Source organism: Butyricicoccus sp. AM27-36, assembly GCF_003480945.1.
Taxonomy (GTDB): domain Bacteria; phylum Bacillota; class Clostridia; order Oscillospirales; family Butyricicoccaceae; genus Agathobaculum; species Agathobaculum butyriciproducens.
Genome location: NZ_QUJR01000006.1, coordinates 185,441 through 197,929, shown reverse-complemented (window position 1 = coordinate 197,929; position 12,489 = coordinate 185,441). Strand labels below are relative to the sequence as shown.

At 54.0% G+C, this 12,489-nt stretch carries 11 protein-coding genes; 1 reads left to right on the top strand and 10 read right to left on the bottom strand.

What is annotated here, in order from left to right; translation table 11 throughout:
- Window positions 1-12 precede the first annotated feature (12 nt).
- The 10 genes from DW724_RS10070 to DW724_RS10030 all read right to left on the bottom strand — a co-directional run bounded on the left by DW724_RS10070 (window position 13) and on the right by DW724_RS10030 (window position 11,301).
- Window positions 13-738 (bottom strand): MgtC/SapB family protein, encoded by a 726-nt coding sequence (locus tag DW724_RS10070; RefSeq protein WP_118646570.1) that lies wholly within the window; start codon window positions 736-738, stop codon window positions 13-15.
- Window positions 739-1,069: 331 nt separating this feature from the next.
- The gene (locus DW724_RS10065; RefSeq protein ID WP_118761362.1) at window positions 1,070-2,719 is read right to left on the bottom strand and encodes a putative manganese-dependent inorganic diphosphatase; all 1,650 of its coding nucleotides are present in this window, start codon (window positions 2,717-2,719) and stop codon (window positions 1,070-1,072) included.
- A gap of 357 nt (window positions 2,720-3,076) precedes the next feature.
- Window positions 3,077-3,778 carry an MgtC/SapB family protein gene (locus DW724_RS10060; protein WP_118761361.1) on the bottom strand — a complete coding sequence of 234 codons (702 nt, stop codon included), beginning with the start codon at window positions 3,776-3,778 and terminating at the stop codon, window positions 3,077-3,079.
- Window positions 3,779-3,876: 98 nt separating this feature from the next.
- Window positions 3,877-4,647 carry an HAD family hydrolase gene (locus DW724_RS10055; protein WP_158557264.1) on the bottom strand — a complete coding sequence of 257 codons (771 nt, stop codon included), beginning with the start codon at window positions 4,645-4,647 and terminating at the stop codon, window positions 3,877-3,879.
- Window positions 4,648-4,649: 2 nt separating this feature from the next.
- Window positions 4,650-5,696 carry an endonuclease/exonuclease/phosphatase family protein gene (locus DW724_RS15625; RefSeq protein ID WP_158580262.1) on the bottom strand — a complete coding sequence of 349 codons (1,047 nt, stop codon included), beginning with the start codon at window positions 5,694-5,696 and terminating at the stop codon, window positions 4,650-4,652.
- 11 nt (window positions 5,697-5,707) lie between these two features.
- Entirely contained in the window at window positions 5,708-6,145 is a 438-nt protein-coding gene (locus DW724_RS10050) for a hypothetical protein (RefSeq protein WP_118360253.1), read from the bottom strand.
- 83 nt (window positions 6,146-6,228) lie between these two features.
- Window positions 6,229-7,464 carry an ABC transporter substrate-binding protein gene (locus tag DW724_RS10045; protein WP_117751211.1) on the bottom strand — a complete coding sequence of 412 codons (1,236 nt, stop codon included), beginning with the start codon at window positions 7,462-7,464 and terminating at the stop codon, window positions 6,229-6,231.
- 65 nt (window positions 7,465-7,529) lie between these two features.
- Window positions 7,530-8,657: an ABC transporter ATP-binding protein gene (locus DW724_RS10040; RefSeq protein ID WP_118761359.1), complete on the bottom strand. Its 1,128-nt coding sequence runs from the start codon at window positions 8,655-8,657 to the stop codon at window positions 7,530-7,532.
- A gap of 36 nt (window positions 8,658-8,693) precedes the next feature.
- On the bottom strand, window positions 8,694-10,526 hold the full coding sequence (locus DW724_RS10035) for an ABC transporter permease (RefSeq protein ID WP_118761358.1): 1,833 nt from the start codon (window positions 10,524-10,526) through the stop codon (window positions 8,694-8,696).
- 1 nt (window position 10,527) lies between these two features.
- A complete protein-coding gene (locus DW724_RS10030; RefSeq protein WP_118761357.1) occupies window positions 10,528-11,301 on the bottom strand; it encodes an HAD family hydrolase in 774 nt (257 codons plus the stop codon).
- A 268-nt stretch (window positions 11,302-11,569) separates the two neighbouring features.
- Between DW724_RS10030 and DW724_RS10025 the strand changes: the two genes are divergently transcribed.
- Window positions 11,570-12,448: a PfkB family carbohydrate kinase gene (locus DW724_RS10025; protein ID WP_192924436.1), complete on the top strand. Its 879-nt coding sequence runs from the start codon at window positions 11,570-11,572 to the stop codon at window positions 12,446-12,448.
- Window positions 12,449-12,489: the final 41 nt, after the last annotated feature.

Below are 12,489 nucleotides of genomic sequence, written 5' to 3'. Positions count from 1 at the left end.
GCTTCCCTCCTGTTACAGCTCTTCGATCACACACAGACAATCCAGACCGGCCAGTTCGGACAGCAGCTGCGTATGCGGTATTTTTTCATTCAGACGAATCGAAAAGATCGAGCTTGGATGCAGCTGTTCACCGCTCCGGTTGCGCTCGATGTCGATGTCATAGATCTGCACATTCTGCGCCTTCAGCTGATTGATGATCGTGCTGATATCATCCATCGAGTTAAACTCCAGATACAGATTGATGTCGCGCGCGTTTTCCTGAATGTATGCATCCACGATTGGGAACAGACGGATGCTCAGAAAGATCATAGCAAACGCGATCAGTACGCATTCGTAAAATCCCGCGCCGACCGCAAGGCCGGTACACGCCGAAGCCCACAATCCGGCGGCGGTAGTCAGTCCCTTGACCTGCTGACGGCCGGTGACCAGAATCGTGCCTGCGCCGAGAAAGCCGATGCCGTTGATGACCTGTGCGCCGAAACGCGAAACGTCGGTTTTTATGCCGATCTCTGCGCAAATATCCGACCACGGCCCTGTCACCATGGTAAATTCGTACAGGCTGAGCAGCACGGTCAGCGTTGCACCCAGACACACCAGCATATATGTACGGAAGCCCGCCGGACGGCGTTTTCGTTCCCGCTCCAGACCGATGCAGCCGCCGAGCAGCATCGCAAGGGCGAGCCGCAGCACGACCGATGCAAAGTGAAATTCGCGAAGATATGCAATCGTTTCTGTCATGTTCTGCTCCTCCTCATTTCCTGCGGAAACCGTTTACGCACACGTTTGCGCTGATGGTCGTTTTACACACCGTACTCCTTGGTATATATACAGTATAACACCGGATCAGGTCAAGTTTCATCCCTCACATTGTAAGAAGTATTTTGTTTATTTTTGTGTAATTTGTACATTCGCAAACGTTTGTGTATTGAATTATCTTCATATTATTATATATTAAGTTCTAAATATCTGCATTTGTGAAATTTTTTATTTCGATACGGCCTCTCCGAACTGTTTTTTTCGTTCCGTATCGCACGAACTGCGCCTGCACGCAGCACAAGGCACTTCCGCCTTACATGGTCCCTTCCTCCTCCATTGCGCTGAGCAGCGGTGTTACCATCTGCTTTTTGCGGCTGACTACACCCGGCAGCACGACCGAATGCTCCCCGCATTCCTTGCGGAACGCGGTATGCACCAGATTCTTTGCGCCCCTGCCGACATAGAGCAGTTCGGTCTTTTCCTCGATGATATCGGTCAGCATGACAAACTGCATGGACAGACCGCTCGTCTTGAGATAGTCCTCCATATAGTCCAGCATTTTATCCCGGATGCCGTTCAGCTCATTCTCGCTGACACTCGTGATCTGCGAAATGGCGATTTTTTTATTCTGTACCTGAAAGTACTTGAAATCCATGTGGAACAGCTCGTCCATCGAACGGTCGCGCAGGCACGAGCTGGAGCGGAACATCTCCGTTGCGTACTCTTTGATGTCCAGACCTGCGATCTGCGCCAGCTCCTCTGCGGCGGCGCGGTCGAGCGGCGTACAGGTCGGAGAACGGAACATCAGTGTATCCGACAGAATCGCAGAACACAGCAGACCCGCGATTTTCGGTTCGATCGGCACATTATGCTCATGATACATTCCTGTGATAATGGTCGCGGTACAGCCGAGCGGCTGATTGCGGAAATAGATCGGCCCGCTCGTTTCAACCGAATCAATGCGGTGATGGTCGATAATTTCAATGATATTAGTCGAACGAATGCCGTCTGCCGCCTGATCCCGCTCGTTATGATCGACCAGAATGACCGACGGACGCTCCAGATCCAGCAGATTGCGCTGAGAAAACATTCCGATATACCGTCCCTGCTCATCCAGCAGCGGATAGTAGCGCATACGCTTTTTGGATACTGCGCGCTTTACATCCTCTACCACATCATCGGGTTCAAAGGTGATCAGTCCCCTGCGGCGCATGACATGGCGTACCGGCACAGCCTGACTGACCACCTTGGCGCAGCTGTATGTCGTCAGCGGCGTTGCGATGATGGAAACCTGATTTTCACTTGCCAGCTTGCGGATGGTACGCGAGACTTTCGCGCCGAGCCCGATAATAATGCAGCCCGCGTTCATCTCAATGGCGCAGAGCTGACTCTCATAGCGATTGCCGAGAATGACCATGTCACGCGGCCCGATATAATCCTCCAGAACATCCGGATTGGCTGCCGCAACCACCACGCTGCCCTGCTCGAACCGCTTTTCGATATCACCGACAATCAGCGTACCATCCAGTACATCCACCAGATTGCGATAGCTTGTGCCGGCCTCCGCCAGTGCGTTCGCGTCCTTATCCTCCATATAGAAGCGCGCGATATCACTCAGCGTCAGCAGTCCTTTAAGATGACGCTCCTCATCGACAACGGCCAGCGTCTGAATATCATTTTCGTTCATGTAATTCCATGCGCGGTGCAGCGACATCTCCTCATCAATACCGGGGATCCTGCGGTACTGCACATCGCACAGACACGGCTCAAACGACTTGATATAACGCGGCGCTTTTACGCCGAAGCGCTCCAGGACAAATTTGGTCTCTGTATTGACATGGCCTGCCCGGCAGGGGATATATGATTCTCCGGTCAGCCTGTGCTTAAGCTCTGCATAACAGATCGCAGAGCAGATCGAATCTGTATCCGGATTACGATGTCCGATAACAAAAACCGGGTTCATACTGTACCGACTCCTTTGTCTGAGAAATGACCGCGGGAACTGCTGTGGTTTTCCCAACGGTGTATGATTGCGGGTAAAAGGAAACAGCAGCACCGACCATGCCACTGATTCGGGTGCTGCTGTTCCCCTCGGGAAGAAATAGGACAATAACGCATAATACTGCAAGCAAATTTTTCTGCACGGACGAGGCGTGATCTTACAGCAATACCTGATGTATTAACATAAAAGCACAGCAAGGTCAGGGCACAAAATTTCCGCCAAGCGCCGCGGCAGCGCGACCGGAGCCTGCGCAAGAAACCGCGGCAGCGCGACCGGAGCCTGCGCAAGAAGCCGCTGCTCTAATTATGCGGTGTTGCCTTAGATATGGTCATTATGATTTTCCATGCGGATCATGCCGGAAACACCTGCCAGCTCCTGACGGAATGCGTTCTGCGCGGACTCATATCCGTTCGGTGGAAAGCTTGCACGGAAGCTGATGATATAGGTGTTATGCGGAGTTCTGCTGAAGGACAGATCAAGCAGCTTCGCAAAATGCCGTTCTGCCAGATGCGACAGCTCCACCATGATGTCGCCCATATGGTCACATTCGATCTGCAGATCCAGTTCCGAGCGGCTTCTGGTGCGGATTTTATCCTGAATCCCGTCAAACGCCACCAGTGTTACAAAGGCAATCACCGTACCGACCGCCGTGAGCACATAGTATCCCATGCCGACCGACAGACCGAGACAGGCAACGACCCAGACACTGGCCGCCGTTGTCAGTCCGCGAACTGTAAATCCCTCACGCAGGATCGCACCGGCACCCAGAAAACCGATGCCGTTGATGACCTGTGCACCCAGTCGCGCCGGGTCAGAGGGCGTTGTCCCAAATACTGCGATCGTCTGCTCATACAGGATGCAGCTTGTCACCATGACCACACACGAGCCGAGTGCTACCAGAATATGTGTACGGATTCCCGCCGGATGCGAGGTCCGTGCGCGCTGCGCGCCGACGGCAAACCCGACGATCACTGCACCCAGCAGCCGCAGCACGATATCCACCACTGTAATTTTCCCCATTTTCGTTTCCCTCCTGTCTAAAATATTTGACCGCACCCTGCAATGGCAGGGTACGGTCAGAAAAAGAGAGAGAGATTGTTACGGTTACGTTCTTTTTCTTATTGCATCGTCAAGCGCTCTGCTCGATTTCGCTCCTCCAGATAATCCACCAGCTCCGGCAATTCCCGAATGATATGATCCGGCTGGTAAGCAGCATCTACACCGGCATCCTTCTGCGCCGACAGGAACGACTGGATCTGGATCGCGGCACCAAAATGCATTCGCTTTGCACCGATGATATCACGCGAGATCGTATCGCCCACATAGGCACATTCCTCCGGCTTCGCCTGCATCTGGCGCAGCGAGATCTGGAAAATAGACGGATGCGGTTTCCGGTATCCGGTCACGCTGGACAAGGTAACATCTTCAAAATAATCGCGGATTCCGTACTGCTCCAGCACATCGAACACCGAATAAAGCGATGCCGTGTTGGAGATGACGCCCAGATGATACCCGCGTTTTTTCAGTTCCTCCAAAGTCTCCTTGACCTTCGGACGAAGCTCGCGGTGATAATAGGTCACTTCCCACATGCCGGCCAGCCGTTCCGCTACCTCCTGCAGTTTTTCACGGTCCAGATTGAAGTCCGCCATATAATACTCCGGCCAGATTTCCTCCGGTTTTTTCTCCAGTTCGTTGGATTCGCTCCATTGTTTGTAGGTACGGATACCGCTGTTCAACTTGTTCCAGAAGGTAATGTCATTGCAGCCTGTACCCAGATCATGTTCATTGAGGAACGTCCGCAACTCTCCGGTAACCGAGTGAATCGTCTGATCATTATACCAGATATCCTCGAGCGTTCCTCCCATATCAAATAATATAGTGTTAATCACGTTTACTCCTCCTTCTGCGGCAGTGCAAGGGAGGCACGAACCACATTGTGATCGCTCAACTCCGGCTGTGTATACCGAGCCAGCGCACTGTCCTGCGCAGCAAAGCCGCAGTCTGCCGTCAGTGTAGAAATCACACTGCTGCAGTGCACGGTAAAGCCGCGCGGCAGCAACCAATCCAGCTTCATATGCAGGCAGCCGCCCTCCGGCAGCGGTTTGCGCCGTGTGCAGTCCGCACCGCCCGAAGCCGCCCGCCATGCATAGCCCGCTGCGGTGCAGTCCTGCAGAAGCGGTTCATACAGGTCGATCATTTCGATCGCCGCAGCCAGTTCCTCCGGCTCGTCACGCAGATGACGAATCACCGCCTTATCGCGTCCGTCAAAGGTATTGGTATTGAGATCGCCGCCCAGCACAACGGGAATCCCCGGAAATACACGCTCAACCTCCTGCAGTACAGCTCTCATCTGCTGCAGGCGTCCCGCGCCGCTCGTCCGGTTTTCCAGATGGATGGATACCGCGCCGACCTCCTGTCCCTGCACATCAAGCTTTGCAAAAACCGCATTGCGGCCGCCGATGCGCTTCTGGCGGTCATAATACCAGTTATACTGCTCCGGCAGACGGAGCACCTCTGCCCACAGGATCGGCCAGCGCGAAAAGATTGCATTGCCGTGAAACCCGTGTGCAGCGTCCTTCAGCTCGACAAACTCCAGCCCGAACACATACTGCATTCCCAGCGCACGGGCGATCTCTGCGGCAGTATCCCGCTCGCCCGACCGGGCACAGCCGCTATCCAGCTCATTGGCCAGGATCAGGTCATACGGCCGCAGCGCCGGGCATTCCCTGAGAAAATCTACTGTTTCGGCAAGACATATGCCCCGCTCCATGTTGAACACCAGCGGATTCAGTTCTTTCTTCTGCGGCGCCGCACCCGCAAACCGGGTCACGATCTCCGCCTCAAAAAACTGAGGAATATCCCGCATCACCGCATCCTGCGATTCCTGCTCCAACCGTGCCGCAGATTGCAGCACGCACTCTTTTGTCAGTTTTTCCATACTGCTCCCCTTTACAGGCGGCGCGGCATCGGTTTTTTGTACAGCTTGAAATACAGCGTCCACGATACCGCGTTGCCGACAAGGATCGGCATCAAGGTATACAGGAAGGTCACATACAGCATCATATTCCGGGCAGCAGGCTCCAGCTGGAACGCTGCGACCACGCACATGATCGTGATAACCGGCAGGCTCGCAAAGCTGTAAGGCACGATCCGCTTATCCGGCAGCAGAAACAGGATGCAGCAGACCGCAGTACCCACCACAGAGATCAGACCGCAGTGGATCCAGTTCTCTGCCATGCCACCGCCGAGAGGCAGATTGTCATGCAGTACGCCGGTCAGCAGTGCATACATACCGCCGAATACCAGACAGAACAGCAGATCCACGAAAAAGCAGGTAACTGCCATCGGACTCTTGCGCTTGCCTTCCTTGGTTACGAATAAAGCCATTCTGTATGCTCCTTCCGCTTTTACTATCCGCGGCAGGCTTTTCATCCTGCCGCGTCCGTATAGTTTTCTCTTTTGATTACGTCTTAGCCGAGCAGCGTCCAGAAGTCACGAACCGGGTTGATGTTCTCATAGATATCGGTAACGTTGAAATCAGAAACGTGCAGCTCGCTGTACGGGGTGGAACCCTCAGCCGGTTCGATATCATCGCGTACCGGCCAGCCGCCCAGCGTATTGAAGTACTTGTAGCCGGATACATCGCCGTCTGCGCCGCCCATCATGAAGCGGACCAGCAGCTTGGCAGCATTCGGATGCTCGCACTCGCCGACAACGTACAGGGTGTTGATCTGCGGGATACCAGTGGTCGGCTCGAGGTTTACCGGAGCGAGGCACCAGTTGTTATCCTCGTTCTTACGCAGCTTGGAGGAAGCGCAGAAGCCAATCGGCGGATTGGTCTGACCCTTGGTACCTACAGCTTCCGCGATCTCGTCAGAAGAAGAGGTGAAGATGGGTTCGTTGTCATGCAGACGCTTGAGGAACTCATAGCCTGCGTTCTCGCAGCCGTCGGACAGCGTCAGCTCTTTACCGTACAGCTCCTTGTAGGAAGCAGCCAGCTCATCCGGAACATCGCCTACGCAGAAACCGGTGATCCAGGAGCCCCATGCCAGATTATCCAGCGGGTTCTGCATCATGACACGGCCCTTCCAGTCCGGCTCGGTCAGCTGCCAGATATTCGTTACCGGAGAACCGTCCGGATAAGCTTCACTGTTGTAGAACAGCTGCGTCAGCTCGACATACATCGGGGTCTGCGTCTTGGTGTACTTTTCATCAATGTGCGACAGGATATCTGCCGGCTTGTAGTTATAGAACTTGCGCGGCAGAATATACTCGTTGTACAGCGTACCGTCCTGATCCTTGATATGCACCACATCGGCAACGTGCTGACCGGCATCATACTCACGGGTAACCTTTTCCAGCAGCTCGTTGGTGGAAATATCGAACGGCTCTACTTCAACGCCGGGATACTTCTCCATAAAGGCATTGGCGACCTTGGTGATACGGGAGGAAATCGAATAGATGGTTACCTTGCCCTCTTCCTTCGCCTTCTCGTACAGTTCCTCATCGGTCTCATCCGTGTTGAAGATACCGGAGGACTCTTCCCACTCGCTCAGCTGGAGCGTGCCTGCTGCCGCTGCCTCATTCGGATCCTGCGCGGCATCGCTGCCCGGATCCGTCGTCGCTCCGCCTCCGCCGCACGCGGTCAGCGAAAACATCATCGTTGCTGCCAGAATACCTGCTAAAGTGCGCTTGTGCTGTAACATTTGTTTTTCCTCCTTCAGTTTCCTCTCTTTTTTTCTTGTGAAAGTGCGAATGGATGGTATGGTGCTTATTCAACCGAATACTTGATGAGGTTTTCGGTTTTCTTATCAAATACGTTGATCTTGGTGGTGTCGATCGACAGATAGACCACCTGATCCGGGTTGTAATGCGTAATGCCGAGTGCCTTGATGACCATGCTCACGCCGCCGACCTTGACGGTGACCAGAGTCTCGGAGCCGGCAGGCATCGAGGTGTAGATATGCGCTTCGATGTCGGACGGGGACTGACGCGAGGTGTTGATGGCAATCTGCTCCGGACGAATGCCGAGCACTGCATCGAACGATGCTTCCCGCGGCACATTCTCGTCCTTGAGATGATCGGCCGGGAACGTCATCCGGCCCAGCACGCTGTTTACGGTCAGACCGGAAGCGGAAACCTCTGCCTTGCCGTCAACAAAGTTGATGCGCGGGTTGCCGATAAAGTCTGCCACATATAGATTGGCGGGGTTGTTGTACAGCTCCAGCGGAGGTGCCACCTGAATGATGATGCCTTCGCGGAAAATCGCGATCTTGGTGGACATGGTCAGCGCCTCGACCTGATCGTGGGTAACGTAGATCATCGTCGTGCCGGTTTCGGTGTGCAGACGCTTAAGCTCGCTGCGCATATCCACGCGGAGCTTTGCATCCAGGTTGGACAGCGGCTCGTCCATCAGCAGCAGATGCGGCTCGGAAGCGATAGCGCGGGCGATTGCAACACGCTGCTGCTGGCCGCCGGACAGCTCGGACGGGTAACGGTCTACATACTGGCCGATCTGCATTCTCCCAAGGGCATCCTTGATGCGGCGATCCACCTCATCCTTGGGCAGCTTCTGGATATTCAGACCGAACGCGATGTTCTCGCGCACCGTCATATGCGGCCACAATGCGTAGGACTGGAATACCAGGTTAAGGTCACGTTCGCTCGGAGGCGCGAAATGAGCCTCCGCAGCGTTGACGATTTCCTTGCCGTCCATGTGAATGGTGCCGTTCTGCGGCTTCTCCAAGCCGGATACTACACGCAGCGTGGTGGTTTTGCCGCAGCCGGACGGGCCGAGCAGCGTCATAAAGTCACCGTCTTCAATCGTGAGGTTTACATCCTTCAGAATGTGGTTCTTACCGTAGAATTTATCAATATGCTTCAGTTCAATTTTGCTCATTTTCCAAACTCCTTTTTTCCGGTTATACCATGCGGATCAACCGCCCATGCTCTTCGCCAGATCTGCGTCGCCAAAGATATTCGCCAGTGCGTATACCAGGAATACGATGGAGAACATGACGATTGCCACGCAGTCAGAAGCCTGCGGAGAGTTACTGTTCTGATACTGGAATGCCAAATACGGCAGCGTGGAGGTTTTCGGGGTCATCAGCAGGATGATCAGATCGAGTTCCTTCATAATGGAAACGAAGATCAGCATGAAGCCCGAAATGAAGCCGCCCTTGGAAAGCGGGAATACAATGCGGATAAAGCGCTTGAAGAAGCCTGCGCCTGCAATCTCGGCTGCTTCCTCCAGCTCGCCGCCGATCTGCAGCATATTGGAGGTGCCGGCGCGGGAAGCGAACGGCAGATGCTTGACGACCGAGGTAATGGTCAGCAGGGCGAACGTGCCGTACAGGGACGGAACAAGCGTTACGCCGAACAGCTGCTGCGGAGCGGAGAACATCGACAGGAAAATGCCGCCGAATGCGATGGACGGGATCAGATACGGAATGAATACCAGCTGCTCAACAACCTTGCCGTGCAGCTTGCCGCGGCCCTTGGCGCAGATATAACCGATGATCTGACCGAAGATGGTGCCGAATACACCGTTTACAAACGTCAGCTTGAGGGAATTGATCAACGAATTGATAAAGTTAGCATTCTTGAAGATACCCGGCTGGCCTTCCATTACCGTTGCGATCGGATCGCCGATCCAGTAGTGCAGCGTCAGGTTGGACAGCGAGTAGTCGCCCTGCCGGAGCATAAAGGACTCGAGGATCAGCAGTGCGATCGGCATGATGATGCCGAAAACAAAGAACAGGATCAGCACGGCCGTGATCAGCAGCTTATGCTTGCCCAGACGAATCGGGGTGGAACGGCCGCCCTTGCCGCCGATGGTGGCGTAGGACTTGCGCGAGCCGATCAGCTTCTGGTTGACGAATACCGAGATCGAAGCGATGCAGATCATGATGAGTGCCATGGCAAACGCGGTCTGGGTATTCTGGGACTTGCTGTTCATGTACAGCTGGCTGGACAGGGTCACGAAATTGACCTTAGAGCCCAAGTAGTTGATAACGCCGAAGGTGCCGATCGCCTTGGAGAAGGTCAGGATAACGGCGGAAAGCATAGCCGGCAGTACCAGCGGGAAGGTGATCTTGCGGAGAATGGTCGCCTTGCCGGCGCCCTGGATCTCGCCCATCTCCTCCAGCTCGGAGTTGATGGAGTTCAGTGCTGCGGAAACCAGCAGATACGCATATGCGTAATAATGAAGCGAAAGCACGGTGATGATCGCGACCGGGCCGTATGCCAGCCAGTCGGGAACATTGATGCCGAGACTCATCAGGAAGCCTGGCGAACCGCCGATGCGTTCGGTCTTGAACATGGTCAGCCATGCCTGCGACTTACACCAGCTCGGGATCATATAAGGAATGATAACTGCCAGCGAGAAGAACGGCTTGAAGGGAAGATCCGTGCGGACCATCAGCCATGCAAGAACCGATCCGATCAGGATCGCGAAGAACGATACGCAGACACCGATCAGCAGCGAATTGAGCAGCGGCTGGAGCAGCATCTGCTTGGTCAGTGCGCTGCCGAGCAGGCGCTGCCAGTAATACAATGTGAACGATCCCGCTGTGCCGCCCGCCAGTCGTGCATCCTTCTGTGCTAGCGTAAACGAGGTCGAAATCATATCCAGCAGAGGAAGAACGATCAAGTAGGTCAACAGCACGATCGCAATCAGCACGATCAGGTTATACGGGTTGGTGACAACCGCCTTGATCTGGTTCTTTAACCTTCTGGATTTGGAGTAGTTCTGATCTTTTGGTTTCATTTCAGTTTTGCCCCTCCTTCAAATTCCGATTGTATTGTTCCACCGCGGTCACCACTTCGGGCAGCGAGCCGATCTTGACATCCGGCTCATACCCCATGCCGCGGTACTTTTCGTCCTTGTGATAAATGCGAGGGTTATCGATCTGAATCATCAGCGGCCATCCGGCGTTCCGCACGCCGCGCACATCGCGGGAGATGGTATCTCCGACGTAAGCCGCCTGTTCTTTCCCGATTCTCATTTCGTTCAGCGCGATCTCGAAAATCTCCGGCCGCGGTTTGCGGATGCCGCAGACGCTGCTCATCGTGATCGTTTCAAAATACTGCGCTATGCCGTGTTCCTCCAGAATGCGCGGTACGAAGGTCGTGCTCATAATGTTGGAGATTACACCCAGCCGATATCCGCGCTGCCTGAGAGCCTCCAGCGTTTCCTTCAGCCCCTCGCGTTTGACGATGTGCTTGCGGTATCGGTCGAACATGTAGCAGAGCTCTTCGCCCAGTCCCGCAAGTTTTTCTGCCGGAATGTCAAAGTCCTTCAGGAAGAACCTCTGCCAGATCACATCCGGCGGCATCTCGATCAGTTCCTGTTCGGTATAGGACTTGTATGCTTTGGCGCCTGCATTGATGTGCTCCAGAAGCTGCTCCGGCGTTTCTGCTGTGTAAATATGATTCATATGAAGGAAGCACCACAGTCGGCGGATATAATCGCGGTCACTCTCCGGGGTAGCGTCCTGTGTATGTACGGTTCCTCCAATATCGAAGAAAACAGCTTGTATCATAACAACTCCTCTCTCTTCCCTTTTTTCTTTACTCCTGCATTTTCATTTGCATCACGTTTTACGCAAACGTTTTCATTTCCTGATTCAACCGTACCACTATCTCCCGGCTATGTCAATAAAAAATCACATTCTCCTATCAAAGTTTTATGATATTCACAATTTACATCCAGGTGTTTTCGTTAATTATGCACAGTTGCTTTTCTCTCCATATTCCCGTATACTGTAATCAACGCAAGCGTTTCCGTAGAAATGAGAAAGAAGGATTCGTATGAAATATGATCTTATGCTGATCGGACCCGCCACGCGGGACATCAATATCGACTATACCGGTCAGGAAGTCCGCGAAATCGGCGGCGCTGTATTCTTCTGTGCATACGCTGCCGCAGCCGCTTCCGCAAACCTTTTCGCTTCAGTCAAGATCCATCCGGACGATACCGATGTACTGGATGCATTTCATCTGGACAGCGATCATATCGCCGTGCTGCCCGCCCAATGCACCACTCTGATGCAGAACACCTACTTCACCGCCGACCGTGAACGCCGCAAGGCCGAATGCCTGGCACAGTCGGATGCCATCACTCCCGATCAGATCCCCGATGTGGACTGCGGCCTGTATCATCTGGCCGGTCTGCTGTACGGCGATTTCCCCAACGAGCTGATCCCCGCGCTTTCCAAAAAAGGCAAGGTATCCGCAGATATTCAGGGATTTCTCCGGCACAACGAAAACGGCCTGATGAACTTCCACGACTGGAAAGACAAGCTGACCTATCTCCCCTATTTTGATTTTCTCAAAACCGATGCGGCAGAAGCCGAGATCCTCACCGGTCTGACCGACCGCCGCGCTGCTGCCAAGCAGCTTTATGAATGGGGCGCAAAGGAGATCCTGATCTCGCACAACAGCGAAATGCTGGTCTATGACGGCAAGGACTATTATACCTGCCCGGTCAAGGCACGCAATCTGTCCGGCCGTACCGGACGCGGTGATACTACCTTCGGTGCTTATCTTGCCAAGCGCATGATGGGCGTTTCCATCCCGGACGCGCTGCTGTTCGCTACCGCAGCCGTTTCGCTCAAAATGGAAACCCCCGGTCCGCTGCAGGGTCCCGAACAGGCTGTCCTCGACTATATCAAGGAATTTTACGCCTGAGTCCATCCGGAACCGCTTCGGCACCCGGAACATATCTGATA

What these genes read in the sequence shown, in the direction of transcription:
- DW724_RS10070 (WP_118646570.1), bottom strand. Translation starts at nt 738, where the DNA reads ATGACAGAAACGATTGCATATCTTCGCGAATTTCACTTTGCATCGGTC.
- DW724_RS10065 (WP_118761362.1), bottom strand. Translation starts at nt 2,719, where the DNA reads ATGAACCCGGTTTTTGTTATCGGACATCGTAATCCGGATACAGATTCG.
- DW724_RS10060 (WP_118761361.1), bottom strand. Translation starts at nt 3,778, where the DNA reads ATGGGGAAAATTACAGTGGTGGATATCGTGCTGCGGCTGCTGGGTGCA.
- DW724_RS15625 (WP_158580262.1), bottom strand. Translation starts at nt 5,696, where the DNA reads ATGGAAAAACTGACAAAAGAGTGCGTGCTGCAATCTGCGGCACGGTTG.
- DW724_RS10050 (WP_118360253.1), bottom strand. Translation starts at nt 6,145, where the DNA reads ATGGCTTTATTCGTAACCAAGGAAGGCAAGCGCAAGAGTCCGATGGCA.
- DW724_RS10045 (WP_117751211.1), bottom strand. Translation starts at nt 7,464, where the DNA reads ATGTTACAGCACAAGCGCACTTTAGCAGGTATTCTGGCAGCAACGATG.
- DW724_RS10040 (WP_118761359.1), bottom strand. Translation starts at nt 8,657, where the DNA reads ATGAGCAAAATTGAACTGAAGCATATTGATAAATTCTACGGTAAGAAC.
- DW724_RS10035 (WP_118761358.1), bottom strand. Translation starts at nt 10,526, where the DNA reads ATGAAACCAAAAGATCAGAACTACTCCAAATCCAGAAGGTTAAAGAAC.
- DW724_RS10030 (WP_118761357.1), bottom strand. Translation starts at nt 11,301, where the DNA reads ATGATACAAGCTGTTTTCTTCGATATTGGAGGAACCGTACATACACAG.
- DW724_RS10025 (WP_192924436.1), top strand. Translation starts at nt 11,570, where the DNA reads ATGAAATATGATCTTATGCTGATCGGACCCGCCACGCGGGACATCAAT.